23 protein-coding genes and 1 pseudogene are annotated in these 25951 nt (G+C 65.4%); 13 read left to right on the top strand and 11 right to left on the bottom strand.

What is annotated here, in order from left to right; translation table 11 throughout:
- Positions 1–125 precede the first annotated feature (125 nt).
- A complete protein-coding gene (locus GQ56_RS0121600; protein WP_152601813.1) occupies positions 126–416 on the top strand; it encodes a hypothetical protein in 291 nt (96 codons plus the stop codon).
- On the opposite strand, the gene GQ56_RS0121595 is transcribed toward GQ56_RS0121600, so the two are convergent.
- On the bottom strand, positions 403–1089 hold the full coding sequence (locus GQ56_RS0121595) for a TetR/AcrR family transcriptional regulator (protein ID WP_052001448.1): 687 nt from the start codon (positions 1087–1089) through the stop codon (positions 403–405). The two genes, GQ56_RS0121600 and GQ56_RS0121595, sit on opposite strands and share 14 nt — an antisense overlap.
- A gap of 490 nt (positions 1090–1579) precedes the next feature.
- On the opposite strand from GQ56_RS0121595, the gene GQ56_RS0121590 reads away from it, so the two are divergent.
- Both GQ56_RS0121590 and fahA read left to right on the top strand, forming a co-directional pair.
- Positions 1580–2386 carry a cyclase family protein gene (locus GQ56_RS0121590; RefSeq protein WP_031400610.1) on the top strand — a complete coding sequence of 269 codons (807 nt, stop codon included), beginning with the start codon at positions 1580–1582 and terminating at the stop codon, positions 2384–2386.
- A 29-nt stretch (positions 2387–2415) separates the two neighbouring features.
- Positions 2416–3729: a fumarylacetoacetase gene (fahA, locus tag GQ56_RS0121585; RefSeq protein ID WP_031400609.1), complete on the top strand. Its 1314-nt coding sequence runs from the start codon at positions 2416–2418 to the stop codon at positions 3727–3729.
- A 305-nt stretch (positions 3730–4034) separates the two neighbouring features.
- On the opposite strand, the gene asd is transcribed toward fahA, so the two are convergent.
- Positions 4035–5150: an aspartate-semialdehyde dehydrogenase gene (asd, locus tag GQ56_RS0121580; RefSeq protein WP_031400608.1), complete on the bottom strand. Its 1116-nt coding sequence runs from the start codon at positions 5148–5150 to the stop codon at positions 4035–4037.
- A gap of 726 nt (positions 5151–5876) precedes the next feature.
- Here asd and GQ56_RS0121575 point away from each other — a divergent pair.
- The 9 genes from GQ56_RS0121575 to GQ56_RS0121535 all read left to right on the top strand — a co-directional run bounded on the left by GQ56_RS0121575 (position 5877) and on the right by GQ56_RS0121535 (position 13905).
- Positions 5877–6899 carry an aldolase catalytic domain-containing protein gene (locus GQ56_RS0121575; protein WP_034199162.1) on the top strand — a complete coding sequence of 341 codons (1023 nt, stop codon included), beginning with the start codon at positions 5877–5879 and terminating at the stop codon, positions 6897–6899.
- The gene (locus GQ56_RS0121570; protein WP_052007290.1) at positions 6900–8087 is read left to right on the top strand and encodes an isocitrate/isopropylmalate dehydrogenase family protein; all 1188 of its coding nucleotides are present in this window, start codon (positions 6900–6902) and stop codon (positions 8085–8087) included.
- Positions 8084–8782, top strand: a complete 699-nt coding sequence (locus GQ56_RS0121565) for an RraA family protein (RefSeq protein ID WP_031400605.1) — start codon at positions 8084–8086, stop codon at positions 8780–8782. The genes GQ56_RS0121570 and GQ56_RS0121565 overlap by 4 nt, the downstream gene beginning before the upstream one ends.
- Positions 8783–8875: 93 nt before the next feature.
- The gene (locus GQ56_RS0121560; RefSeq protein WP_031400604.1) at positions 8876–9862 is read left to right on the top strand and encodes an NAD(P)H-dependent flavin oxidoreductase; all 987 of its coding nucleotides are present in this window, start codon (positions 8876–8878) and stop codon (positions 9860–9862) included.
- Between the two features lie 63 nt (positions 9863–9925).
- Positions 9926–10705, top strand: coding sequence for a hypothetical protein (locus tag GQ56_RS0121555; RefSeq protein ID WP_031400603.1), 780 nt, complete (start codon positions 9926–9928; stop codon positions 10703–10705).
- A gap of 12 nt (positions 10706–10717) precedes the next feature.
- Positions 10718–11572 (top strand): DUF6282 family protein, encoded by an 855-nt coding sequence (locus tag GQ56_RS0121550; RefSeq protein ID WP_031400602.1) that lies wholly within the window; start codon positions 10718–10720, stop codon positions 11570–11572.
- A gap of 95 nt (positions 11573–11667) precedes the next feature.
- Complete coding sequence (locus GQ56_RS0121545; RefSeq protein WP_031400601.1) at positions 11668–12831, top strand: LLM class flavin-dependent oxidoreductase; 1164 nt, start codon at positions 11668–11670, stop codon at positions 12829–12831.
- Between the two features lie 65 nt (positions 12832–12896).
- On the top strand, positions 12897–13457 hold the full coding sequence (locus tag GQ56_RS0121540) for a flavin reductase family protein (protein ID WP_031400600.1): 561 nt from the start codon (positions 12897–12899) through the stop codon (positions 13455–13457).
- A 79-nt stretch (positions 13458–13536) separates the two neighbouring features.
- Positions 13537–13905 (top strand): antibiotic biosynthesis monooxygenase family protein, encoded by a 369-nt coding sequence (locus GQ56_RS0121535; protein ID WP_031400599.1) that lies wholly within the window; start codon positions 13537–13539, stop codon positions 13903–13905.
- A gap of 70 nt (positions 13906–13975) precedes the next feature.
- Here GQ56_RS0121535 and GQ56_RS0121530 read toward each other — a convergent pair whose 3' ends face one another.
- The gene (locus tag GQ56_RS0121530; RefSeq protein ID WP_031400598.1) at positions 13976–15109 is read right to left on the bottom strand and encodes a helix-turn-helix transcriptional regulator; all 1134 of its coding nucleotides are present in this window, start codon (positions 15107–15109) and stop codon (positions 13976–13978) included.
- A gap of 596 nt (positions 15110–15705) precedes the next feature.
- Between GQ56_RS0121530 and GQ56_RS0121525 the strand changes: the two genes are divergently transcribed.
- A complete protein-coding gene (locus tag GQ56_RS0121525; protein ID WP_031400597.1) occupies positions 15706–16887 on the top strand; it encodes an MFS transporter in 1182 nt (393 codons plus the stop codon).
- A 66-nt stretch (positions 16888–16953) separates the two neighbouring features.
- Here the strand turns inward: GQ56_RS0121525 and GQ56_RS40195 are convergent, their stop codons facing one another.
- From GQ56_RS40195 to GQ56_RS44505, 8 genes and pseudogenes are all read right to left on the bottom strand, one after another.
- Positions 16954–17925 carry a LysR family transcriptional regulator gene (locus GQ56_RS40195; protein ID WP_081894943.1) on the bottom strand — a complete coding sequence of 324 codons (972 nt, stop codon included), beginning with the start codon at positions 17923–17925 and terminating at the stop codon, positions 16954–16956.
- Positions 17926–18127: 202 nt separating this feature from the next.
- Positions 18128–19006 carry an MBL fold metallo-hydrolase gene (locus tag GQ56_RS0121515; protein WP_031400595.1) on the bottom strand — a complete coding sequence of 293 codons (879 nt, stop codon included), beginning with the start codon at positions 19004–19006 and terminating at the stop codon, positions 18128–18130.
- A gap of 377 nt (positions 19007–19383) precedes the next feature.
- On the bottom strand, positions 19384–20295 hold the full coding sequence (locus GQ56_RS0121510) for a UbiA prenyltransferase family protein (protein ID WP_152601812.1): 912 nt from the start codon (positions 20293–20295) through the stop codon (positions 19384–19386).
- On the bottom strand, positions 20292–23051 hold the full coding sequence (locus tag GQ56_RS0121505) for a PEP/pyruvate-binding domain-containing protein (protein ID WP_043301548.1): 2760 nt from the start codon (positions 23049–23051) through the stop codon (positions 20292–20294). Before GQ56_RS0121505 ends, GQ56_RS0121510 begins: the two co-directional genes overlap by 4 nt.
- 131 nt (positions 23052–23182) lie before the next feature.
- Positions 23183–24124: an NAD-dependent epimerase/dehydratase family protein gene (locus GQ56_RS0121500; protein ID WP_052007288.1), complete on the bottom strand. Its 942-nt coding sequence runs from the start codon at positions 24122–24124 to the stop codon at positions 23183–23185.
- 4 nt (positions 24125–24128) lie between these two features.
- Entirely contained in the window at positions 24129–24776 is a 648-nt protein-coding gene (locus tag GQ56_RS0121495; RefSeq protein ID WP_031400591.1) for a methyltransferase family protein, read from the bottom strand.
- A 33-nt stretch (positions 24777–24809) separates the two neighbouring features.
- Complete coding sequence (locus GQ56_RS0121490; RefSeq protein ID WP_235212729.1) at positions 24810–25631, bottom strand: AfsA-related hotdog domain-containing protein; 822 nt, start codon at positions 25629–25631, stop codon at positions 24810–24812.
- A gap of 153 nt (positions 25632–25784) precedes the next feature.
- Positions 25785–25951 (bottom strand): annotated as a pseudogene (locus GQ56_RS44505) (RND transporter); the annotation flags it as partial.

The raw sequence follows: 25951 nt of genomic DNA, 5'->3' as shown, positions 1-25951 counted from the left end.
CGCGTGTTCGCAAAACGAGGCCGCGAATGACGACTCTTGACGTTCATTCAATATGCGACGACAACGTCCGGCTGGCCGAGCGGGTGTTCGGCCGCTAGCCGCTTCCGCTCCCATGCATGTCGCGGATGTCGGACGTGCATGGCAGGCACTCGAATCGAGGGCGTGATCCGTCGGGCTTGAAAAGACTGCGGGTCGTTGGCCTTGGGCGGGAGGGCAAGCGCCGCTCGCCGGCCGGCATGTCGTTCGCCATTCGCATGGCCGCGAATGAACGGCGGCGGGCGCGGATTCGATACGCGGTCATTTCGATTTCCTGGCTCGAACCGGGCCGTGCATGGATCACGGTACTCGACGAACGCTGCCGGGTTCTGCCGGGCGGGTACATCGATATCCAGCCCCCCGAGGCTATCGCCGCTTGAATCGACGCGCGCCGCCCTGCATCCCGTCCGCGATGAATGCCGCGAGCATTTTTGCTTTTCTGGTCACGTCGACGTTTCGAAACTTCCCGCCGGAGAGACGCTCGATGCGTCGGTCGAATACGCTCATGACGAGCGCGCCGACAGCGAAGTGATAGCTCCAGTGCAAGTACTCGTCCGTCACGCCGGGCAACGCCCGTTTCACCGCCGCCATGAACGCTCGCGCGACCGGGTCGTAATACGCCTCGATGATGCCGCGGGCCTCTTCCTGGGGATCGGACGCCTCTCGCACAACCAGCATCGCATAGTTGCTGCCGTCCGGCGTCGCATAACTCTTCACGATAGGCAGCACGAAAGCCGTTGCAATTTTCAGCAGCGCGTCGGGGCCTTCGAAATCGGCGATCTTTTCGAGCAGGATCCGCCGCTCGTCGAACAGCGACCTTCGATATTCGAATATCGACCTGTACAGGCCCAGTTTGGTTTCGAAGTGGTACACGATCAACGGGAGTCCGACGTCGGCCTCTTTGGCGATATCCCGCATCGACACGCCGTGATAGCCGTCGGCCGCGAACAGTCGCTCCGCGGTCAGGAGAATCCGTTCCCGCTTTTCGATCTCCGGCTTCGCTGCCGATTTCCTGCCCGGTCCCTTTCCGTCGTTCGCCACCGCCTTGCTCATGAACCATGTCCTCGTTCAGCACGAACCCGATTCTATCCCACGCGCATTTTCCCGACCGTTCGTACAGTCAGCCGCACGCTGCCAACCAGGCCGGCTCACGACCGAAAATCCGTCGCTGAATCATTGACCGGGCCGGGACATTCCCGCGGATTCACTCACCCGCCGGTCAGTCGGCCGACATGACACCCGGCGCAACACGCAACGTCGAGTATCAGGTTCGCGACAGATCATCCTCGTTTACCCTGCCCAAATGAGACTGTACGATCGTACAGTCAGTATGTAGCATTGACTGCCGGAACCGAACCCCGCCGCCCCCGGTTGCACGATGAAACGCAGCGTCGCGAGCCCGTGTCCGGCGTCCACTGCTTTCATTCCGGCCGATTCGCATCGACGGGTTGCGGCATTCGTTCCCGGCGTCCCGATCGCCTGCGGCGCAACCGACCGAGCCGATTCGCACCATTGCCGCCCCACCATTACGAGGTAACCGAACATGACCCGACGCTTCGTCGATCTCTCGATCTACCTGGAAAACGACGTCATTTCCGATCCGCCCGGGTATGGCCCGAAGATTCAGTATCTGGCCCACCAGGCAACGGCGAAGGACGTGACCGCGTTCTTCCCCGGGATGCAGACTTCCGACCTGCCCGATAGCGAAGGGTGGGCGATCGAATACATCCAGCTCAGCACGCACAACGGCACCCATCTCGACGCGCCTTATCACTTCCACAGCACGATGAACCGATCGACCGGCAAGCAGGAGCCCTCGATCACCATCGACGAAGTGCCGCTGGAATGGTGTTTCCAGCCAGGAGTCAAACTTGATTTCACCGGTTTCGACGACGGTTACGTCGTCACGGCCGACGATGTCGAGGCAGAACTGCGCCGCATCGACCACACGCTCGAGCCGCTCGAGATCGTCGTGATCAATACGCGGGCAGGCAAGCGTTACGGGCAGCCCGATTACGTTTCTTCCGGGTGCGGGATGGGTCTGGAAGCGACGATGTACCTTCTCGAGCGCGGTGTGCGCCTCACGGGAACGGACGGATGGAGCTGGGATGCGCCGTTCGTGCATACGGCGAGGAAATATGCCGGTACGCACGACCCGGCCCTGATCTGGGAAGGGCACAAGGCAGGCCGCAACATCGGCTACTGCCATCTGGAGAAATTGCACAACCTGGAAGTCCTGCCTCCGCACGGCTTCTTCATTTCGTGCTTCCCGCACAAGATCCGCGGCGCGTCGGCCGGATGGACCCGGGCCGTCGCAATCTTCGAAGACCCGCCCTCGTTCGCGGGTTGATCCGCGCCACGCCTTTCCCGAAGGTTTCCATGGAACTGAATCACACTCACGACGTGTCCCGCACAAGCTGGCTCGAGCAGGCAAACGCGCCCGACACCGACTTTCCTTTGCAAAACCTGCCGCTGTGCGTCTTCCGACGCGCCGCCAGCGACCAACCCTGGCGCGGCGGCATCGGCATCGGCGATCAGATCGTCGACCTCGCCGCACTGGCGCGATCGATCGGGCTCGACGGCCTGGCGGCGGACGCGATACGCGCCGCATCCGGGCCGACACTCAACCTGCTCCTGGACCTGGGCCCGAGCGCATGGCAAGCGTTGCGCCACGCACTGTTTGCATTGCTGGAGACAGGCAGCAGCGCCGAGGCGATCGTGCGAAAGACACTGGTCCCGCAGCACGAAGCCGAGTATGCGGTGCCCGTGCGCGTCGGCGACTATACGGATTTCTATACCTCGCTCGATCATGCGCTGAATGCCAGCCGCCCGCTCGGCATGGCCGTCAGCGAGAATTTCGACTGGCTACCCATTGCGTACCACGGCCGGGCCTCGTCGATCGGCGTCAGTGGCCAGCACGTCTATCGTCCGATGGGGCAGTTTCGCGACACAGCGTCTCCGACGCCGGTCTACGGCCCCTGTCGCAAGCTGGACTACGAACTCGAGATCGGCGCGGTGATCGGCACCGGCAACCTGCGAGGCCGGCCGATCCCGCTGGCGCAAGCGCAGCAGCACATCTTCGGCCTGTGCCTGCTCAACGACTGGTCGGCCCGCGACATCCAGGCGTGGGAGATGCAGCCGCTCGGGCCGTTCCTCGCGAAGAACTTCGCCACCACGATTTCGCCGTGGCTGGTCACCCTCGAAGCACTGCTGCCGTACCGTACGACCTGGTCGCGCGCGCCCGGGCGCCCTCAGCCGCTGGGTTACCTGAGTGCGCAAGACAATGCCGACAGCGGCGCATTCGACATCCAGCTCGAGGCGTCGATCCTCAGCGCGCGCCAGTTCGCGAACGGCATCGCGCCTCGCACGCTGACCCGAACCAGCTTCCGGCACCAGCACTGGACGCTGGGCCAGATGATCGCCCACCATACGGTCGGCGGGTGCAATCTGCAGAGTGGCGACCTGCTGGGAAGCGGCACCATTTCAGGGCCGTCGGCAGGCGAAGCCGGCGCGTTGCTGGAGCTGACGGTCGCGGGAACGCAGCGCGTCGACATCGGCAATGGCGAGCAACGGGGCTACCTCGAGGACGGAGACACCGTCATCTTCCGCGGCTGGTGCGAACGGGAAGGCTATGCGCGAATCGGACTCGGCGTGAATTACGGGACCGTGCTGCCCTTTCCCGAAGCCGAATGAAAACGCGGCTGCGACGGCAATGACGGGCCGCTTCGTCACCGGCGTCAGCGCGCTCGCGGAAACGGGATACCGCTCGCGCTGTCGCCTGCCGTGACTGCGACTCCGCAACGATTGCACCGTCATGCGAAGCGGCTCCACGTCGCTGCAGACACAAGGACACTCCCGGAACAACGGATTGCCTTGTGCCTGTCAGGCGGCCGGATCATTACGCGGGAAATCGCGCTCCCCCTGTCATTCCGGACACCGCGTCACACCAAGGCGGCCGAATCCGGCGATGCCGGAACGGCCGCTCCCGGTCATGCGCCCTACCGTGCGTCGAGAATGATGTTCAGCACGCGCCGCAGCGGTTCGGCCGCTCCCCACAGCAGTTGATCGCCCGTGGTCAGCACGCTGTACATGTGCGGCCCGACGTTGAGGCGGCGCAGTCGGCCCACGCCGATCTTCAGCGACCCGCTGACGGCGGCCGGCGACAGTCGGTGGATCGTCTCCTGCTTGTTGTTCGGCACGAAGTCGACCCACTCGTGCGCATCGCGAATCAGCGTTTCGAGTTGGTCGGGCTCGCAATCCTCCTTCAGCTTCAGCGTGATCGCGGCCGAGTGGCTTCGCAGCGCGGCAACGCGCACGCAGAGTCCGTCGACACGGATCGTGCCCGGCGGCAGCCCGAGGATCTTGTTTGTCTCGACCTCGCCCTTCCATTCCTCACGGCTCACGCCGTTGCCGAGGTCGCTGTCGATCCACGGAACGATGCTGCCTGCGAGCGGCACGCCAAACGCCTCGGTCGGGTAGTCGCTCGCGTGCGCGGCGGCGTGCGCCTTCGCCAGCACGTCGAGCACCGGCGTATCCGGATCGGCGAGGCTGCCGTCGACACTCTTCGCGACGGCCGACATCTGACCGAGCAATTCCTTCACGTGCCGTGCGCCGGCGCCCGACGCCGCCTGGTAGGTCATCATGCTCATCCACTCGACCAGACCGGAGCGGAACAGTCCCGCCAGACCGATCAGCGAGAGCGTGATCGAGCAATTGCCGCCGATGTAGTTGCGCACGCCAGCCGCGATACCGGCCTCGATCTGCGCGCGGTTGACCGGATCGAGCACGATGATCGAATCGTCGTCCATCCGCTTCGCGGACGCGGCATCGATCCAGAAACCATTCCAGCCCGATGCGCGAAGCGCCGGATAGACGGCCTTCGTGTAGTCGCCGCCCTGGCAGGTGATGACGATGTCCATCTCGCCGAGTTGCTTGATCGAGTTCGCATCGAGCAGACGATGCTCGACACCGCGCGGATCGCGATACGTGCGCCCCGCCGCCGACGTGCTGAAATACGCCGGCGAGATTTTCGCGAAGTCGCCCTCGTCGCGCATCCGTTTCAGCAGCACGGAACCGACCATGCCACGCCAACCTACCAGTCCGACCTTTGCCATCGTCTCTCTACCTTGTTGAAAAGCTGTCGCGAGCGCGTTCATGCAGCAATGGTGCCGCGTCGACAGATGCCAAGCTAGTGCATAGGTGAAGGTGTTGATGTGATTTCAGTTCATAGCTCGTTCAATCCCTGCCGTTCGCTGGCGTCGAAACGGGCTGGCGAACATCGCGTTCAATTGTGTTGGCTGGCCCCGGTGAGGCGCCTGATCCGCGAGCCGCGATCCGCATAAGGAACCGACGATGCCCACCCGCCGCCGAGTAACGACGGCGGGGATCGCACCGGCTGCCGCCCCGCCCCCCAACACCCACGTCGCCCCGTCATAACCTTATTCGATTCTCATACTGTCGATCAGTCGTCCACGACCGGCGCGCATCGGCGTGGATTGAACGGATATTCGCCGCTGCGTCATCCAGCGTTCACTCAAGAATCGTAGTGCGCGAACCGCCTCGCACCATCGTCGGGCGAGCGGGGACGTTTTCGGAGCACGCCGGCTCAGGCATGGTGCCGCCGCCCGACGAACGTGCACGCGCAGCGACCGCCCCGCGATTCCGGCCTGCCGAAATCCGCCACCGCCAATCATCCTCAAGGATGATGACGCTCATTTCCTCATCGCTTAAATTCCGTCCAACAACAACAGAAAAGAACAGATCGATAACAAAAGCGGCTGCGCCATGTTCAAGGCTTGAATTTCGTTTCGTTTTCCCAACTCTTCAAACGAGGCATAGAAATGAACGACATCATCATCACCGACGTAACCCTGCGGGATGGCGGCTATCGGAACAACTTCAATTTCACGGCCGAATTCGCCGTCGAGACGACGCGCCGGCTCGCGCACGCGGGCATCCCGTACGTCGAGATCGGTTACCGGAAAGGGTCGTTCGTACGCAAGAACGAACACGGGCTCACCAGCGCCGTGGACGAAAGCTATATCGACGCGCTCGTCCACGCCGCCGACGGAAAGACGAATCTCTGCGTGATGGTGCACCCGCGCAACATCGACGACAGCGACCTGGACATGCTCACCGAGCGCGGCGTCGCGATGGTCCGCGTCTGCCTGCGCCCCGACCAGCTCGACGACGGTCTCGGCACGATCGCGAGCGCGAAGCGGCGCGGCCTGAAGGTCAGCGCGAACGTCACGCACGTGACGACGATGTCGCTGAACGCCATCACCGAAATGTCGGTACGCGCCGAGGATGCGGGCGCGGATCTCGTCGTCTACGCCGACTCCAACGGCAACATGATCCCGTCCGACACGCAGCGCCTGATCAGCAAGCTCGCGAGCCGCGTGGCGGTACCGCTCGGCTTCCACGCGCACAACAACCTGTCGCTCGCGTTGTCGAATACGCTCGCCGCACTCGATGCCGGCGCCGAATACATCGACGCGTCGCTGTGCGGCATGGGCAAGGGCGCCGGCAACCTGCACCTGAGCATGATCGTCGCGTACCTCGACCGCCTGGACCAGCCCACCCGTTACGACCTGGTCAAGGTGCTCGAGCTGTCGTCGTACGCCGCGCAGCATGTCACCGAAAGCAGCCAGCCCGCACCGCTCGTCGACATCATGCTCGGCGCATACAACATCTCGTTCGACGCGAAGCAGAAGATCGCGGCAACCCTCGCCGACGGCTCCGAAGCCGAGTGGTTCCGCACGCTGCGCCGCGTGCGCGACGAGCGCAAGACCAGCGAGGCCGCCACGGCGCAACCGCACGCGGCACCCGCGCGCCGCGCCGAAACGCGCGTCGGAGCACTCTGAATGAACGCGCGCGCCAACATCGGGCCGGGGCGGCCGCTACGCATCTGCGTGCTGCCGGGCGACGGCATCGGCGTCGAGGTCACGCACGCCGCACTGCCGGTGCTCGACGCGCTCGGCATTTCAACCGAGCTGACCTTCGGCAATATCGGCTGGACGTGCTGGCGCACCGGGGGCGATCCGGTTCCCGACGCCACGTGGGACCAGATCGCCGCGAGCGACGCGACGCTGCTCGGCGCCATTACCAGCAAGCCGATGCGCGAGGCGGAGAGCGAGCTCGCGGCGGAACTTCGCGGCACGGGATTGCAGTACGTGTCGCCCGTCATCCAGTTGCGTCAAAAGCTCAATCTCTTCGCGAACGTCCGGCCGATCGTCGACGTGCTGGGCCCCGACCGCTACCGGTTCGCGGTCATTCGCGAGAACACCGAGGGCCTGTATGCGGGGCTGGATTTCCCCGGTATTCCCGCGGAATTCGAGGCGGTACTGTCGCGCCACCAGCGCGCCGGCGCGCCGTGGCAGCACGTCGCCGCGGAAGACGCGTCGATGGCCGTACGGCTGCAGACCCGCAACGGGCTCACCCGGCTGTTCCGCTTCGCATTCGACTACGCACGACGGCATGGCTTCGACAAGGTCACGCTCGCCGACAAGCCCAATGTGCTGCGCCATAGCGGCGCGTTCGCGCGGGACATCATCGAAGCGGTCGCCGCCGACTATCCGGGGATCGCCGTCGCCATCGACAACGTCGACGCCGTCGCGCTGTGGATGGTCAGGCGTCCGGAGCGATTCGGCGTGATCGTCGCGGAAAACATGTTCGGCGACATCCTGTCGGATCTCGGCGCGGGTGTCATGGGCGGCCTGGGGCTCGCCCCCAGTGCGAACATCGGCGAATCCGGCGCGTACTTCGAGCCGGTGCACGGCAGCGCGCCCGCGCATGCCGGCCTCGGCAAGGCCAATCCGAGCGCCATGTTCCTCACGATCGCGTTGCTGCTCGATCACTTCGGCTACGCGAGCGAAGCAACCGCGATCCGCTCGGCGGTGTGCAGCGTCGCGCGCACCGATTGCCGCACCTACGACCTGGGCGGCACGTCGACCACGCGCGAAGTCGCCGACGCCATCGTCGAGCGCTGCACGCTCGAGCTGGCGTCGCCCCGATCCCGCGATGCCCTCCTCCAACGAGACTCTTCAAGATGACCCAACCTCAACCCATCGCGTACGACCACGATCTCCTGGCCGCCTGCCGCCAGCTCGACACTGCGTCCCTGTCGGATGCGCTCGACAGCCTGCGCCTCTCCGGCGGCATTCACGGCCTCGCGGCCCGCGTGCCCGGCGCGCGCTGCGCGGGCTTCGCGTATACGGTCCGCTACGAGCCGGTGAGCGACACCGCCGGGTTCAGGAATGCCGCGAACTACATCGACGACGTGCCCGCCGATTCGGTGATCGTCTCGAGCAACGCGGGCCGCACCGACTGCACGGTATGGGGCGACATCCTCACGCACGTCGCGGTCGCCCGGAATATCCGCGGGACCGTCATCGACGGCGCCGCGCGCGACATCGGCACCGTCAGGCAGTTCAACTACCCGCTGTTCAGCCGGGCGGTCTTCATGCAGACCGCGAAGAACCGCGCGCAGCTTCAGGCGACCCAGGTGCCCGTCGACGTCAGCGGCGTGGTCGTGCATCCAGGCGACCTGATCGTGTGCGACGACAACGGCTGCGTCGCGATCCCGAGGCAGCACGCAGAGGAAGTGATCAAGCGCGCGCATGCGATCGAGCAGACCGAGTCGCGCATCATCGCCGCCGTCACCGACGGCGCGAGCCTCGCCGACGCCCGCCGCGTGCATCGCTACGACCAGCCGTGGCTGCCGGCCGCCGGCGCGAGCGCGAGCTGACCCGTCTGGCGCGCGCGCCGGCCCGCGCCGCCGCCCGATTCGGCTACGCATGAACTTCGCACTCCCTGTATTCGCCCATTCGAGGATCAATTCATGACCACCATCACTTCGCCCGTCACCCAACTGTTCGGCATCCGGCATCCGGTCGTTCTCGCCCCGATGGGCGGCGTGTCGGGCGGCCGCCTCGCCGGGGCCGTCTCCCGCGCCGGCGGTCTCGGCCTCGTCGGCGCGAGCTACGGCGATCCGGACTGGATGCGCGCCGAACTCGGGCTGATGTCGGACCTCGGTGCGCCCTGGGGCGTCGGACTCGTGATGTTCACGGTCGAGAAGAACATGCAGCTGCTCGATCTTGCACTGTCCTTTCGCCCGAACGTCGTCGCGCTGTCGTTCGGCAATCCGGGCCTGTTCGTCGGTACGATCAAGGATCGGGGTGCGCTCGCCATTGTCCAGGTGCACGACGTCGACCAGGCCTTGCTCGCCGTCGACGCGGGCGCGGACGCGCTCATCGTGCAGGGTGCCGAAGCGGGCGGGCACAGCCTGCGCCGCGCACTCTTTCCGCTGCTTCCCGCGGTTCGCGACGCCGTCGGCGATGCGTATCCGCTGATCGCCGCGGGCGGCATCGCGGACGGGCGCGGCGCGGCCGCCGCCCTCGCCCTCGGCGCGAACGCGGTCATGCTCGGCACGCGCTTCGTCGCGACCGACGAGTCGCTCGCGACCGCGAAAATGCGGCAGCGCCTCATCGACTCGACCGAGAAGGACACCGTGCGCACGCGCGCGTTCGATCTCGTGCGCGGGATCGAATGGCCGGCCGAGTATTCGGGCCGGGCGCTCGCAAACGACTTTTCCGCGCAATGGGTCGGGCGCGAGCGCGAACTGCCGGCCGCCCCCGCTGCCGTGCGCGAAGCCTACGCGCAGGCGATTCGCGACGACGACGTCCGCACGCGCGCGATCTGGGCGGGTGAGGTGTCGGATCTCGTTCGCGACGTTCGCCCGGCGGCCGACATCGTGCACGGCATCGCGCACGACACGGCCCGCCACCTCACGCAACTCGGCGAAGCGTTCCAGCCCGAGACCGCCTGAGCCCTCGTCCATGCCTGCCGGCCCCCTCGCACGACCGGGCCGGCCCCGACCCTCGGCCTCCAGATGAAACCGATCGAACCTGTCCATGCGCATTACGGCGACGGCCCGCTGCGGGCGGCCGTCCTGTCCCCGGTGCTCCCGGCCTGGGACGAAGGACGCTTTTTCGAGCCGCTCGTGCGGCCGTTGGCCGACGCCGGCTATCGCGTGACGATTTACGACACGTTGTCGATGCTGTCCGACGAACCGGAGGGCATCGACGCATTCGCCGCGCGCTGGTCCGCTTGCCTGGCCGCGTCCGGACGACTCGACCTGCTCGCGGGTGGCGCGCTGGGCGGCGCCGTCGTGCAGGCGATGCTCGGCGCGCCGTGGGCCACCGGCGTGCCGAAGGTGCTGCTGATCTCCGCGCCGAACCTCGCCGACGAAACGCTCGACACGCGGCTCGGCGCGCTCGCGGCGCTCGGCCGCCGCGGCGACGTCGCCGGCGCGCTGGCGAGACTCGACAGCCTCGTCGCCCCGGAGGGTGCGACCGTGGCGCACGCGGGCGCCGCGCCGGCCGCCCCCGGCACCCGCGCGACGGAAGCGGCGCGCCTTGCCCGCGGTTTCGCACTGCTTCTCGGCATCGACGTCCGGGCCGCCGTGGATCGCTACGCGGGGCGGCTGCTGAATGTCTACGGCGAGCGCTCGCAACTCGTCCGCCGCTGCAACATCCATCTGCGCGGCACGCCGTCGCAGGCCGCCCTCGGCATCCCGGACGGCGGCATGCGGCCGCTGACGGACGATCTCGCCCGCGTCTGCGCGGCGGTGCGTGCGCACCTCGGCATCGCCGTGTCGCAACCGACCTGACCGGAAACGACCATGACCGACATCTCTCAGGCCACGTTCATCGACGTGCATTACCACGCGGGGCCCGACGCGTTCGTGCGGCGCCGCTCCGTGCTCGATGCGGGCGCATGCTATCGCGAAGCCGGCGGCTGGGTCGTCCTGAAGAACCATCTCGGGTGCACGGCCGCGCAGGCCTGGGAAGCGCGCCAGGCGGGCCTTCCCGTATCGGCGTCGATCGTGCTGAACGAGATTGCCGGCGGCATCGACCGGCGTGCGGTCGAGCGTGCGCTGTGCCAGCATGGCGAGGGCCCGGTCCGCCTGATCGTCCACTTCCCTACCGTGACGGGCCGCAAGCACGCGAGCCGGCTCGCGCGGGAACGCAGCCACCCGATTCTGGACCGGCGCGCGATCGCGCCCTGCACCGTATCCGACGCCGACGGCCGCCTGAAGGACTGCGTCGTCGACATCCTGCGCATGGCGCGCGACTATCCGCTCGTGATCTCGACCGGCCATGCGAGCCGCGACGAGGTGTATCGCCTCGTCGACGCGGCAATCCGCCACGACGTGCCGCGCCTGATGCTCAACCAGCCCGCGAATCCGCTCACCGGCCTGCGCGCGGCCGAGTTGCGCGACATCGCGAGCGCGCCGATGGTGTACGTCGAGCAGACCGCGCTCACGTACCTGCTCGGCTACCAGGACGCCGAGGATTTTCGTGCGGTGCTGGCCGACGTGCCGCGCGTCGTCTACAGCTCGGATCTCGGCCAGACGAGCCAGCCCGACATCCCGGACTGGCTGCATGCGTCGTCCGGGTGGTTCGGCGAATTCGGGTTGTCGCGCGAGCGAATCGACGACATCACGCGCGTGCAGCCGCTCGCGCTGCTGACCTAGGCGCAATGTCCGCACTCCGCCGCGCGTGCGCCTCGCCCGCTCCACCGTACCAGCGCTTTCTTCCCGCATGTGTTGCCCTATCCAAGGAGAACTTCATGGCCAATCTGACTTACGCATCCCGCAAGCCCAACCCGATGCTGTCGAGCACCAACCAAATGAAGCTGGGCGTATTCGCATTGAACATCGAAGGCGGCTGCACGTTCACCCGCGCGCCCGAACGCCTGAAGGCGGACGACTGGCTCGGCAACATGAAGATCGCGAAGGCCGCCGACCGCGCCGGCTTCGAAGCGCTGCTGCCGGTCGGCCGCTGGCGCGGTTTCGGCGGCGACAGCAACCCGATGGGCGTGTCGTATGAAACCTATACGTGGGCCGCGGGGCTCGCATCGGTGACCGACCAGATCGGCATCCTCACCACGTCGCACGTATCGACCGTGCATCCGCTGTTCGCGGCCAAGCAGGCCGCCACGATCGACCACATCAGCGGCGGCCGTTTCGGGCTCAACATCATCTGCGGCTGGCACGGCGTGGAAATGAAGATGTTCGACGGCACGATGCGGGAGCACGACGAACGCTACGACCATGCGGACGAATGGCTCGAAGTCGCCCGCCGCGCGTGGACCCATCACGGCGAATTCGACCTGAAGGGAAAATACTTCAACATCGAGCGCGGCTTCTCCGAGCCGAAGCCGCTCAACCGCCCGTTCCTGATGAATGCCGGCGGATCGCCGCGCGGCAAGCGGTTCTGCGCGCAGCATTGCGACGCCGCCTACCTGATCGTCAAGTACCAGGACGGCGAAGACGTCGCGCGCGCGCAGATCCAGTCCTACCGGGATCTCGCCCGCAAGGAGTTCGGCCGCGACATCCAGATCTGGTGCTATGCGTACGTGATCCAGCGCGACACGCTCGCGCAGGCCGAGCGCGATCTCGACTACTACGTGAACCAGATGGGCGACGAAGTGGCCTGCACGAACGTCACGAAGGAAATCGGCATCGAAAGCGGCATGTTCAAGTCGACCGAAGACGCCGAGCGCTTCCGATATCACATCAAGGCGGGATTCGCCGGCGTGCCGCTCGTCGGCACGCCGGAAATGATCGTCTCGCAATTCCAGCAGTATTCGGACTGGGGGATCGACGGCATCTGTCTGACATGGCTCGACTACCACGCCGGCATTCAGGACTTCGTCGACGGCGTGCTGCCGCTGATGGAGGACGCCGGCCTGCGCGGCACGTATCCGCACGCGCGCGTTCGGATCGCGTGACGGCGGCCGGTCTCCCGTGGCCGCGGCACAGCATCCACTACGACACTCTCATCAAGGGTCAAGCCATGCTCGATCATTCCCGGTCCGACGACGCCGTCGTCGCGAACTTCAAGAAAGCGATGCGGCGTCTGACTTCAACGATCTGCATCATCGCGACGGACGAAGGCCCCGAGCGATTCGGAATGGTGGCGACCGCCGTCAGTTCCGTTTCGTCGGACCCGCCCGCGATCCTCGTCTGCATCAACCGCGCGGCGAGCATCTGGGAACCGTTGCTGCGCCGGCGGCGCTTCTCGGTGAACCTGCTGCGCGCCGACCAGAGTCACCTGATTCCGGTGTTCTCCGGCAAGGTGCCGAGCCGCGAGCGCTTCGCGCACGGCGCGTGGGACGAACGCCATGCGCTGCCGTTCCTGACGGGCGCGCAGGCGAACCTGTTCTGCGACGTCGACGGCCAGCTCGCGTACGGCAGCCATGAAGTCGTGATCGGCCGTGTGCGCGCGGCAACCGCGGCGGACGCCATTGCGCCGCTGTTGTGGCAGGACGGCATGCCCGCCGGCGCCTGCGCGCTGCCGGCGCTCCGCGCGCCGGCCGACAGCCTCCATGAAGCCGGGCTCGCAACGCCGGCGTGATGGAACCGGCGGCCGTCGACACGACGAGGGCCGCCCCCCTTTCTTCAACCACTCATCTCAACTCGATTCGAGGTTTGCCATGGCCAATGACACGTTTGCGACGACGCCCGATTCCGCCACCGCGGAGGAAATCGTGCTCGTCAACGTCGTGCACGTCTTCGACGGCAAGCAGGATGCCGCGCTCGACGTACTGCGCGATACCGTGAACTACGTTGCGCGCACCTATCCGGCGTTCCTGTGGAGCCGCCTGTACAAGAGCGTCGACGGCAAGACCGTCATCAATCAGGCGAAGTGGACGAGCAAGGCCGCATTCGACCAGCTCTTCACGGACCCGGAATTCCTGTCGCGCTACAACGGGCTGAAGGAAACCGGAACCTGGGAATTTCACCTTTATCAGGTAACCGATCTGATTACGCCGGAAACGGCCGGCGCCGCGGTCGACGCATAACCGGGCCGCGTTTCCCGCCGTACGTTCCGGGCGGCCCGCCGCAAGCGGGCCGCCTGCCTTCACGGCCACACTATGTTGCCTGCCACCGCTGCATTTCCTGCTGCGGCAGTGCGGCCAGCGTCCGGATCAATTCGCTCTGGCTGCTGATCCCGAGCTTCGCATAGATCTGGGCCCGCTGGGACCGGACCGTATTGACCGACACGCGCCGGCTCTGCGCGACGTGCGACACTTCCGCCCCCGTGCCCAGCGCAATCGCGATGTCGGCCTCGCACGGCGTCAGCTCGTAAAGCTCGTGCAATGCGTGCAGGTTGTTCTTCGGCCGCTCCAGGTCGTTGATGATGATCATCGTGTATGCCGGGCTGCGGGACGCGTCGGGCCGCGCGTGCTCGACCGGCACACTCCACGCGATATACGGACGCTTGCCGGATGGACGGGAGATCAGCACCGCTTTCGCGCTGTCGCCGCCGGACCGGAACACGGTTCGGCGCAACGTCTCGGCGAGGCTGCGATCGCTCTCCACGTCGACGCAACGCAAGCGGCGCTGCGAGATCGAGATGCCGTCGGACGCCGTACAGATCCGGTCTGCTTCGTTGTTCGTGCGGATCACCTCGCCGCTCGACGCCAGCAGCGCCGCACCGTAGGACAGCCGGCCAAGCGCGAGCAGCGCGGTTTCGTTCACCCCGACGATGTCCTCGAACCGCGCCTTCAATTCGTGCGCACGACGGATATGCGGCAACAGCAGCGAAAGCAGCTGCGTCTCGCCGTGCGAGAACGGTTCGCCGCGCACGCGCGTCTTGAAACCGATCGCACCGACGAACGCATCGTTCCAGGAAAACACCGCAAGCAGCAGTTGCCCGACGTCGCGCCCGCTCGTCGGGCCGACGAGCCACGGCAGGCCCTGCCCGTCGCCACCCGACTGCACGTCGAACCTGACGACCTCGCCTTGCGGGCCGATGTACTCGAGCGGCCCGCAGCCCCGGCCGCGGCTCAGCGTATTCGTCAACCGCCTGAACGCGTCGTCGGGTGTGCCATACGTGATTTCGATCGGCTGACCGGCGCTTCCCTGAAGCGGGACGTAGAGCAGGGCTCCGGATTCGACTTCCATCATCCGGCACAACGCCGCGAGCGCGATGTGCCAGAGCGATGCATCGTGGGCCGTATCGTATATCTTCGACAGAAGATCATCGAGTATCTCAACCTTCATTATCAATGCCCCCAAGGCGCTCGACGCCTTTGATATTCGTTCGGATAGTCAGGCACTCTCATGAAACGGCGCACATCAGGACAACATTCCGGGCAATCACCGATCTCCTCGGTCGACGCATTCCTGTCATGCTTGCAACGGATACACCATAATTACATTAGGAAAGCGAAAGAAACATCCGGAACCCGCTCCGTTAACAATGCTGCGCTGCAGCGATCATAATACACAGAAAACATCAAAATTGCGCCCACTCAAGTCCATTGTTAACAGAATAAATATCCACAATCCCTATCACTATATTGAAATTCGAATATATATATTTTCTTCCTGCCGATAACGTGTAACCCGTCATTTCAGAACTGCAATCCGGTGCATGCATTCGACGCCGGGGGGCATGCCGCGGCGCGCCTGCCGGTCGTCGCCGAACCCGCCTTCGCCCCGCTGCAGGCGGCTTCGCGCCCGATTGCGGACATGCGAGTCGCCAAACCACGGAACTGAATACTATTTTTCTTTTCTCCGCATCGACTTACCATCCACGCATCGAATCGAGTCGTTGATGTTTTCGAAGCCCACGGGCAACGAATGAAGGAGATTGTGTGAAAAAACTGCATCCGATATTTTTCATTGCGCTCGGCCTGTTCGGCGTCTATTCCATCGAATTCGGCGTGGTCGGCATTCTCCCGGTCATTACGCAACGCTATGGCATCAGCGCGTCGCAAGCCGGTTTGCTGGTAGGTCTTTTCGCGCTCGTCGTCGCTGCCGGCGGCCCGTTCATGGTCCTGCTGATGTCGCGCTTCAACCGCAAGAAAGTCCTGATGCTGTCGCTGCTGATCTTCTCGGCCAGCAGCGTGCTGTCGGCGTATGCGCCCAACTACGCGACGCTGATGATCTCGCGGATCATTCCTGCGCTGTTCCACCCTGTCTATTTCTCGCTGGCCTTCGTCGCGGCCGCGTCGCTTTATCCGAAGAACATGGCCACCCACGCTTCCGCGAGGGCGTTCGTGGGCACCAGCATGGGCATGGTGCTCGGCATCCCGATCACGACCTGGATCGCGGCGCGCGTGTCCTACGAGGCATCGTTCCTGTTCAGCGCGGCGGTCAACTTCGTCGCCGCACTCGGCATTCTTGCGAAGCTTCCCGATGCCGCCAGGAGCGAGCGCATCTCGTACGGCAAGCAGCTCGCGATCCTGCGCAAGGTCCCGCTGTGGCTCAACATCGCCGCATCGACCGCGATCTTCGGCGCGATGTTCTCGGTGTACAGCTACTCCGCCGAATACCTCCGCCTCGAAGCGCGCATGAGCGGCGAACTCATCGGCGTCGTACTGGTGATATTCGGGATCGGCGGCGTCATCGGCAATCTGCTCGCCGGCAAACTGCTCGCGAAGGACAAGGTGCGAACGACGGTGCTGCATCCGGTCGCGCTGAGCGCCGCCTACCTGGTGCTGCACTTCTTCTGTACGCCGTCGCTGCCGCCGATGATCGTGATCGCGCTGCTCTGGGGCGCCATCCATACGAGCGGGCTGATCGTCACGCAGATCTGGCTGACGTCGGAAGCCCCGGAAGCGCCGGAGTTCGCGACCGGTGTGTACATCTCGTTCATCAACCTCGGCGTGGTCTTCGGCTCGACCGCCGGCGGATGGTTTCTTTCGAGAGTCGGGATTCAGGGAACCATCTGGAGCGGCCTCATGTTCTCCGCCGTCGCGCTGGCCTTCATCGGCATCAAGGTCCTCTACTACGGCGACACGCCGCGGGAAAGCGCCCTGTCCGCCGCGCGATGACGTCACGCCTTCATGTATCCCGCCGTCGCCCCGCGATTCGCTTCGCCGCTCGCCGCGCGGGCCCGCCTACCTCGATGGCGCCAGCCGTTCCTGCTCGGGCGTGTCCTCCCCGACGGTCTTCAGAATGCCCGGCAATGCCCGCAGGTCGCTTGCCGGCGCCAACAGGTGCTCCGTCAAATGATCGATGAACGCGCGCAGCTTCGGCGACTCGTGCCGGCTCGACGGCCACAGGATCCAGAAGATGTTCGGATCCCCCGCATGGTCGTCCAGCATGGTCCTGAGCGAGCCATCGGCCAACGCGTCGCGCACGGCGAAATCCGGCAGACAGGCGATGCCGTGGCCCTGCCGCGCCAGATAGACGAGCGTCGTCACGTTGTTGCAGGCCATCGTCACGGGCAGCCGGAAATCGAATGCGCTCGAGCTGCGTTCGATCGGCCATTGTTCGAGCTTGCCGGACGTCGGGAACTTGTAGTGCAGGCACGCGTGGCGAATCAGATCGTTCGGATGCTGGGGAACGCCGTGCTCGTCGAGATAGCGCGGCGACGCCACCAGCAGCATCCGGAACAGGCACAGCTTGCGCGACATCAGCATCGAATCGCGCAACTCCCCGGTCCGGATGACCGCATCGAAACCTTCGTCGATGATATCGACCAGCCGGTCGCTGAAATCCAGTTCCAGCTCGATTTCAGGATAGCGCACCATGAACGACGACAACGTCGACAGCAGCAAGCTCTCGACGAGCGGAAGACTGACGCGCAACTTGCCGCGCGGCGCCGTCCTGGCCTTGGACAATTCCCGTTCGGCGTATTCGATTTCTCCCAATATGCGCCGACAGTGCCCGAGGAACAGCGCGCCTTCCGGAGTCAGGTGAATGCTTCGGGTATTGCGATAGAAAAGCCTCACGCCAAGCCTTTCCTCCAGACGCGAAATACTTTTTCCGACCGCCGAGGCCGAAATTCCAAGAGATCGGCCGGTTGCAACAAAGCTACGAGTCTCCGCTGCCTGGACGAATACCGTCACGCCGTTTAGCTTGTCCAATACGACTCCCCATTTTGAGCGTATTCAATGTGCGTTCTCATTGTCTATTTTAAGATAATCGAACGCTTTGTCATTGGGCAATGTCCTCGGCAGCGGACCACGCGCGGGGATACCGGTTCGCCGCCGGATCGACGCCGCGCGATGAAGGCAGGTCGAATTCGAGCGGCCCGCCCGAGCCTGACGTCCGGGCGGGCGCGCCCGCTCAGACCAGTGCCGGCGACCAGGTCTCGTACGTCAGTGCATAGCTGGCGCCGCGCCGCTCGATGCGGGCGCACGCGGGCAGGTTGAAGTGCATGCCGCTGACGAGCAGGTCGTCCGAGCTCACGCGATCGAGCAACCGGCGTCGCGCCACGGCCGCTTCGTCGGGCGCATGATCGAACGCGATGGTCACTTCCGGACGCTCGACCTGCACGTGGGGAAAATGCACGAGGTCCCCCCACACCAGGAGCGCCTGTCCGTTGTCCGATATCAGATACCCGGTGTGGCCCGGCGTATGCCCCGGCAACGGCACGGCCTGAATTCCGCCCAGCACGTCCTCGGCACCAAACGCCACCAGTTGCGGCGCGTACGCTCGGAACACGTTTTGCGCGATATCGAAGAACGGCCGGATTTCCGCCGGCGCCCCGGATCGATTGGCATCATCGTTCCAGAAGTCGAATTCGGCGCGATGAATCAGCAGCCGCTCGACATTGCGGAACAGCGGCGTCGCGAGCGGGCCGGCAAGACCGCCGACGTGATCGGGATGGGCATGGGTCAGCAGGATCGTGTCGATGTCGAGCGGATCGATGCCGGCGGCCGCCAGCGCGACCGGCAGCCTCCCGCCCCAGCCGTTATACCCGCCGCCGCCGCCATCGATCAGGATCGTGCGCGTCGCGTCCTGCACGACATACACGTTGATGTTCATCCGCGATACGTCGGCCACGCCCCGCTTGCGCAAGATCTCGTCGGCCGATGCGCGATCGATTCCGTTCAGCAAATCGGCCGTCGCATCGAGATAACCGTCGCTGATCATCGTGACTTGGAAACCGCCGATGTTTCGACGATTCAGGCCGGGCGTTTGATAGTTGCGGGGGGACGTCATTTAAGCTTCCTTTTTACGGTTACGCTTTTCGATATTCCGAGACGAATCATTTCTCCCGATGCGACAGTCGAAAACCGTCCGCTCGAACGGCTCGCGCGACCGACGGGATCGAGGATGCGGGCAACCGGACGGATTTGCACCGTCGCGGATTGAATGAATCGCGTGACACGCCGGATCGGCGCAATCGGCGCAATCGGCCGGCCCGGCAAATCACGCGTTGAAGACAGCGAGCCTTCACCTTCCACGCAGGCTCACGATTGCCGTTGATGGTATCCGAACGATAAAAGGCCATAAACGGCCCGGCGGGATTTTCATCCACGACAGAAATGTCTCGAATCGGCACGCTCGAAGTCGCGCCGCGCGCCGGCAGTGATCGATCACGCGACCTGCCTGCCCAGCGTCGCGAGGCCCACGAACAGGAACGACGCATACATCACCAGGATGTACCACGCCGCATAACGCAACGGCCACCGCGGCAAGGCCGGATCGTTGAATTTCAGCCGACCGATGACGACCGGCATCAGCGGCAGCAGCGCCGCCCAGCCCCAGGCGCTGCGTGGCGGATTCGCCCATGGCTGCAGCAGCGCGACGACAATCAGGCTCGTGAGCGCGGCACAGGCCGCCGCGATCCGGACCGTGTTCCGCACGCCGAAAATGCGTACATAGGTGCGCTCCCCGTCCCTGGGCGTGCGCGTGACCTTGCGTGCCAGTTCCAGGTGCAGCAAGCCGACCGCAGCAGCCAGGATCACGAGCACGCCTTGCCACGCTGGCGCGAGCCCATGCAAGGACAACCAGTCCGCATACAGGTAGACGCTCAGCGCCAGCTGGATCGGGTAACTGACCGCGAGGTTCGTCAGCAGTTGTCCGTCGCGGGGCCAATCGAAGCGCTTCTCGATCGCCGCGAGCACGACCAGGTAGATCAGCTGGACCACCAGGATCAGGTCCGCCGCGCCGCGGCCCGCGTTGATCGCCAGCACGAAGGCCACGCCCGCGACGATGAGGGCGACCAGGTCCGAACGACGCACCGCGCCCCGGGCCAGCGGGCGCGCCGGATTGTAGCGGCGGTCGTAATCGAGGTCGCGGATGTCGTCCAGCGCGCGGATGATCAGCTGATCGATCATCAGTGTCGCGGCGCTGGTCAACAGCCCGAAGCCAGGCGTCCAGTGCGTGATTCTGCCGTCGGTCGCGGCGAACAGTCCCGTCATTCCGAATGCATAGACGAGCGAATACGGAATGAAGAACCTCAACGGAAACGACTCGACGACGAACAATTTCAGACGCGCGATCACGATATCGCCTCCTCTTGCTGCAACAGACGCACCGTGCCGGCCGCGCCGTCGAGTTCGATCCATGCGCCGTCGGCAATGCATCGGGTGGCGTCGGCCACGGACACCACGGTCGGGATGCCGAGCACGCGCCCCGTAATGGCCGTGTGCGACAGCAACGTTCCCCGCTCCGCGATCAACCCTTTGGCCGCCAGCATCAGAAAGAGCCAGCCCGGATCCGTCTCCTTCGCGATGAGGATCTGATCGTGCACGGAGCTCGGCTCGACGCTCGCCGGGTCGAGCACGACGCGCGCCCTGCCGCGCACGACACCGCTGCTCGAAGGGATGCCCTGCAGACGGACATCGGCGGATGCCGAAGCCGCTGCGTTGCCGTGCGCGTGTTCGCGGCATGACCGCATCGTCGACGTGCGCAGGCCGGCGCTCGATACCTTGATCGTCTTCGGCGGGTCCGGCAATTGCGCGTGCGCGTGCCGAAGCGCACCCCGCTCCCGCGCAAGCACACGCAACGCACTGCCGGGAATCGTGCCGCCGACGCTGAACGCATCGAGCACTTCGTCGACGGACAAATCGAACACGTCGTCGGGGCGATCCAGCAAGCCGGCGTCGGCCAGCGCCGCCCCGAGCCGGATGAAGACTTCCCGCGACATGCCGAACAGCTCGCTGCGACAGAAACGCGTGTCCTCACGCATGCGCATGAACCATCGCATCGCCTTCACCAGGCTGCGCAACACGATACGCCTGCCCCACCATCGACACTGGTCTTGCAACTCCGATTCGGCCTCGCTGCGCGCGCGCGCCTCGGTCTGGCGGCTGCTTTCGACGGTCAGTTGCTGCTCGACGAACGGACGCAGTTGCCCGATCAGCCGCCAGGGCTGCTGCCGGGGCGTCGGCGCCTCGAGCTTCAGGTCGCTGAGGTTGCGGTCGCCGAACGCGCTCAAATGCCGGGCCGCCGCGTCGGCCAACGCATTGCCGTAACGGCCCGCCTCGAGATCGCGCCAGATCGATACGTCCGATGCGGCGCCGAGCAGCGCGCACAACATCCCGGGATGCGCGCGCGCTTGCTCGGACAATGAAATGGTCGATCTCAGCGCCGCGACCGAGCGATTCTCCGTGCCGCCGCACAGCAGCCCGTTCAGCAACCCGGGGCTGGCCGCCGGCGTCCATCGACCGATCAGCGCACGCACCCAGCCGGTCAGCGACACCAGGAAAAAGCCGTTCACCAGCGTCACGCCCCATTGAGCCGCGACGATCGCCCACATCTCCCGATAGACCGCGATCAACGCCGACGCGTCGAGTCCGTCCAGGTCGCGGTGGTCGTTCACGAATGCGCGCCATTGCTTCAGGAAGCGGGCCATCCGCAACGGGTGCGACACGAGACGCGACGCGATGCCGAGGTAGTCGCGACATGCCCCGGCCACGCGCGACAGGAACGACGTGCGCCGCCTGGCCGGGGCAGTCGCGACGGAGTCGGGCTCGACGCCGAAAAAGGACCGCTCCCACGTCTCGCGCATCATCCAGAAGATCGGCACATGGCCGTGAAGGTGGTACCAGACGCTCATGCAGCAATAAATCCGGCCGTCGAATTGCCCGATCATGTTGCTCAGGTGATCCGCGTTGCGCCGGAGCACCCGGCGCGGGACGCCCCAACGCCGGTAGCCGTCGGTCAGGAACACATCGTAGTAGTGAGCAGCCAGCGAAAAGGTCAGGGCCGACGTGACGCCGGGGAAACTCTCCGTGATGTTGCTGTTGCTCCATATCATGTCGACCGGCCGCAACGGGCCAGGTCGCGGGTGGCCGCCCCCCTCCTGCCGGGCCAGCGCGATCGGCCGGGCCTGCAGCAGATGCATCGCGCCATCGTCGGTTATCGTGCCCTCGATATCCTGGGGCACGCCGAAATGCCGCTCGACACGAACTGCCAGCTCGGCCACCGAACGGGCGGCCTCGTCGTCGAGCACCGGCTGCCCGGCCAGCGCCGGCGGCACGTCGAGCGTGGCAATCGCGCCGGATCGACGATCGTGCCCGACCAGCCGCTGCTTCGACACGAGCCGCGAGGTCACCCGCCCGGAATCGGGTTCGACGAAGAAGTGATCGATGTCCGCCTTCTCCTGAACCACGCCTTCGCCGATGCCGTATGCCGCGGCGATGACACAACGATCCGACGCGTCACGCGGGTCCCGGGTAAAGGCCACGAACGAGCGCGATCCGGAAATCATGGTCTGGATACCCACCGCGACGCGCGCCCCGGCCGGATCCAGCCCGCGCCGGTGACGGTACAGCATCGTCTCGACGTTGAACGCCGACGCCCAGCATTTCAAGACCGACGTCACGAGTGCGCCGAGCGGCACGTACAGAAAGCTGTCGGATAGTCCGGCGAACGGATCGTCGGCCGAGTCTTCCCCCCGCCCGCCGTCATCCGCGACCGCACAGGCCCGTACCGCAACCAGCTGGTCGTCCGCGGCGATTCGCCCGAACGCGAAGACCAGCTCGCCGGCCAGATCGGCCGGGCAGACCATTGTTTCATCAAGCCGGGCCCTGATATCGAGCGACCATCCCTTCAGCGCCGCCAGATCGCCGTCGGCCAAAGAGGGTCTCGGCACCTCGTTCAACACGGCGCCGACCGTCGAATCGAACACCGATACCGGAACGCAACGGAATCGCGGCACGGGAAATCCCGCTGCCCGCAGTTCCGCCTGCCGCGAAAACTTGAATCCGACCTCCCGGGGATCGAGACATTGCGTCTCGGACAACAGAATAGTCATTGCGGTTTCTCTCCAGACAGTTGAAGGGCCTTGGCTGGAACGCCGTCCATGCCGATAACTTCGTTATGCGAATCATGTGTCCGATATGCTTTCATTCGGCGGATTCCGCGCCCCGATGCCGGGCGCGCCGCCTACCCGTCGGCCAGCCAGCGCCGGTATCCCTGCCAGTAAGCGTCGCAGTGCGCGAGCACATTCATGCCGGGCGACGTACCGAGCGCCTGCCATAACCGCGCGCCGTCGTACCAGTGGTCCTCCGCGAACAGGCGCGCCTGCCGCTCGCTTACTCCGGATGGCAAGCGTCGGAGCGCTTCGGTGAGACCGACCGACGTTCGCGGCAACGTGAAATCGACGTGCGCTGCCGCTGCCTCGACCAGATCGCGCACGCGAACGGGTTCGGGATGCGTGCAGTGGTAAACGGCGCCCCGCGCGACCGTGCCCGGTTCGAGCGCTATCGCCGCCACTGCGGAAGCAACGGTCTCCACCGTGGTGCACGACAGGACGGCCCGCCCTTCTTCTATCCACGCGTTCAACCCGCCGATCAGCCGCAGCAGCGTCGGCAAGAACCACTGGTCGCCGGCGCCCATGATGAACATCGGCCGGAGCACGACCCCGCCCGCCGCCAGCACGCACTGCTCGGCGGCCAACCGGGAGCGGCTGGCCGCCGATACCGGAACCGGCGCCACCTCGTTCTCGCGAATGCCGCGATGAACGCCGGCCCCGTAGACGGCAGCCGTGCCGACGTAGATCATTCGCCGCACGCCGGCCCGCCGCGCTTCCTCGACCAACGCCCGCGTACCCGACCGGTTGACCGCATCGCACGCGTCGGCATCGGCGCCGACGTCGGAAGCCGCGTGGATCACCGTCTCGATGCCGTCGCACAGCCCGCGCAAACCGGCCGGCCGGGTCAGGTCGCCGTGCACGCAATCCATGCCGCCCGCTCCGGCATGGCCGGGCGCCCGGCGATGCACCAGCAAGCGCAGGCGCGCCCCGTGCCCGAGCTCGGTCATCCGGCGACACACCGCCTCGCCGATGAAGCCGCTGGCTCCCGTCACCAGGATCGTCGACGCCGTCATGGCGTCACCATACGAACGGCATCAGGCGATATCGGCCGTGCGAGTAGTCCGCGTAGCCGGCCACGTCGAACAGGATCCGCTCCTCGCACCGGATGCGTACGACGATGGACGGCACGAGCATGATCGCGAAGGCCGCGACGCTGTAGCCGTTCAGGAAGAACGCCACGAACGACGCATGCGCGATCAGCATCCCCGCGTAGGCCGGATGCCTTACCCACCGGTACGGCCCGGTTTGCACGATCCGGTGATCCGCGAGCGTGCGCACCTTGTGGGAATAGAATTTCCCGAGCGTGTGAATCGCGACGATCCGCAATGCAATGCCGAAGCAAAAGAGCGCCGGCAACACCGGCATCCACGGCCGATATTCGACCCAGCGGCTCGACACGAAGCACGCGCTCGCGACGGTGAGCACCCTCGCCGCCCCGTAGACCAGCACCGTCCCACGATCGCTCGACAGATTGCTTTCGACCGAACTGGTCATCGCGGTCCGTGCCTCGCACGCAAGCCAGATCAGATACATCGCGACCAACGCGATGCCGATCCGATGCAGCGGTGACGCATGGCGGGCCACCTCGTCGCCGGCGGCGATCAACAGGATCAGGCAGCACGACAGGAAGACAAGCAGCGGATACTTGCGCAGGAACCATTGCACGATGTTTCTCCCCGGGCACGGCGCCCGATGAACTCATTCGGTTGAATCGGGATGGGCGAGGCCGGCCTTCAGCCGTCTGATCGTGCGGGCGGCCTGCTTCATTTCGTACCGGGTCAGGTAAGCCGCATCGAAAACGGTGAACGAAATGCGAACCCGGGCGGCGACCGTGCCGGCCTGCTTCACGAGGACCTCGACACGAAACCGCAATCGATCGGCCTTGTCGTGATCGACCTCTTCGATCCGGTAATCGATGACGGCGTCCAGCGGAAACAGGAAATTCTCGAACGATGCCTGCCAGTCGTTAATCACGAATCGGTGATGCCCGTCGGCCTCCCCGCCGAGGAAGTACTGCTCGGTCACCGCGAGAAACATCTGCCGGGCTGCTTCCGTCATGACCATGGCCGAGATATGGCAGCCGGTGACGTGATCGAGCAGCAGCTCGTTATTGCTGTCCAGCCGCAGTGCCGCGCGGTAGTGCGCGCCGTCGAGACATACCAGCTTCGCGAGCAGGACATTGCGCGGGTTCCTTTTGTGCGTATGCGCGATCTCGACGCAATCCGGCTCGCGCATCCCGCTCAACGCGACCGGATCCAGGCCGTGCTGCTCGAGTTCGCGTCGCAAGACCTCCAGCTCGCGATCGTCCACCCCGAATCCGGGCCGCAGCGTCGGCAGGGGCGCGTGATAACGCCCCGCGCGCAATCCGGAAACGAATTCCGAAACGCTGAGCATGCCTTCGTCGATCCCGACGCTGCCCCAACGGTCGCCGACGATAAACAATGAATCGTTCGAACGCTGGTGAAACGGTCCCTTGTCCATAGTTTCCTCGTATTGTTTGTCCGCGCGCCGATCCAGCACTTCCAATGAAGATGCCGGCAAGCAAAGTGCGGTTTCCCCATTTGACGTTGTGTCGAACGGAGTCCTGCCAATCGTGAAATGCATGTTCACGCCCCCCCGGGCCGGGAGACTCGCTCGGCGTAACCGCGCGACAGGGGGATGCGGCGGGCGACGCTACGCGTCGCTCCATCCGCCGCCGAGCGCGCGAATCAGGTTGACGGTCGACACGGCCTGCACGCCGGTCAACTGGTTCGCCTGCAACTGCGACTGCAGCACCGAGCGCTCGCTGTCGATCACGTCGAGATACGCGACCTCGCCTTCCTGGTACTGCGTGCGCGACA

It is taken from the genome of Burkholderia paludis (assembly GCF_000732615.1).
GTDB classification, from domain to species: domain Bacteria; phylum Pseudomonadota; class Gammaproteobacteria; order Burkholderiales; family Burkholderiaceae; genus Burkholderia; species Burkholderia paludis.
This window is presented reverse-complemented; position numbering and strand designations above follow the sequence as displayed.

What these genes read in the sequence shown, in the direction of transcription:
- GQ56_RS0121600 (WP_152601813.1), top strand. Translation starts at nt 126, where the DNA reads ATGTCGGACGTGCATGGCAGGCACTCGAATCGAGGGCGTGATCCGTCG.
- GQ56_RS0121595 (WP_052001448.1), bottom strand. Translation starts at nt 1,089, where the DNA reads ATGAGCAAGGCGGTGGCGAACGACGGAAAGGGACCGGGCAGGAAATCG.
- GQ56_RS0121590 (WP_031400610.1), top strand. Translation starts at nt 1,580, where the DNA reads ATGACCCGACGCTTCGTCGATCTCTCGATCTACCTGGAAAACGACGTC.
- fahA (WP_031400609.1), top strand. Translation starts at nt 2,416, where the DNA reads ATGGAACTGAATCACACTCACGACGTGTCCCGCACAAGCTGGCTCGAG.
- asd (WP_031400608.1), bottom strand. Translation starts at nt 5,150, where the DNA reads ATGGCAAAGGTCGGACTGGTAGGTTGGCGTGGCATGGTCGGTTCCGTG.
- GQ56_RS0121575 (WP_034199162.1), top strand. Translation starts at nt 5,877, where the DNA reads ATGAACGACATCATCATCACCGACGTAACCCTGCGGGATGGCGGCTAT.
- GQ56_RS0121570 (WP_052007290.1), top strand. Translation starts at nt 6,900, where the DNA reads ATGAACGCGCGCGCCAACATCGGGCCGGGGCGGCCGCTACGCATCTGC.
- GQ56_RS0121565 (WP_031400605.1), top strand. Translation starts at nt 8,084, where the DNA reads ATGACCCAACCTCAACCCATCGCGTACGACCACGATCTCCTGGCCGCC.
- GQ56_RS0121560 (WP_031400604.1), top strand. Translation starts at nt 8,876, where the DNA reads ATGACCACCATCACTTCGCCCGTCACCCAACTGTTCGGCATCCGGCAT.
- GQ56_RS0121555 (WP_031400603.1), top strand. Translation starts at nt 9,926, where the DNA reads ATGAAACCGATCGAACCTGTCCATGCGCATTACGGCGACGGCCCGCTG.
- GQ56_RS0121550 (WP_031400602.1), top strand. Translation starts at nt 10,718, where the DNA reads ATGACCGACATCTCTCAGGCCACGTTCATCGACGTGCATTACCACGCG.
- GQ56_RS0121545 (WP_031400601.1), top strand. Translation starts at nt 11,668, where the DNA reads ATGGCCAATCTGACTTACGCATCCCGCAAGCCCAACCCGATGCTGTCG.
- GQ56_RS0121540 (WP_031400600.1), top strand. Translation starts at nt 12,897, where the DNA reads ATGCTCGATCATTCCCGGTCCGACGACGCCGTCGTCGCGAACTTCAAG.
- GQ56_RS0121535 (WP_031400599.1), top strand. Translation starts at nt 13,537, where the DNA reads ATGGCCAATGACACGTTTGCGACGACGCCCGATTCCGCCACCGCGGAG.
- GQ56_RS0121530 (WP_031400598.1), bottom strand. Translation starts at nt 15,109, where the DNA reads ATGAAGGTTGAGATACTCGATGATCTTCTGTCGAAGATATACGATACG.
- GQ56_RS0121515 (WP_031400595.1), bottom strand. Translation starts at nt 19,006, where the DNA reads ATGACGTCCCCCCGCAACTATCAAACGCCCGGCCTGAATCGTCGAAAC.
- GQ56_RS0121505 (WP_043301548.1), bottom strand. Translation starts at nt 23,051, where the DNA reads ATGACTATTCTGTTGTCCGAGACGCAATGTCTCGATCCCCGGGAGGTC.
- GQ56_RS0121500 (WP_052007288.1), bottom strand. Translation starts at nt 24,124, where the DNA reads ATGACGGCGTCGACGATCCTGGTGACGGGAGCCAGCGGCTTCATCGGC.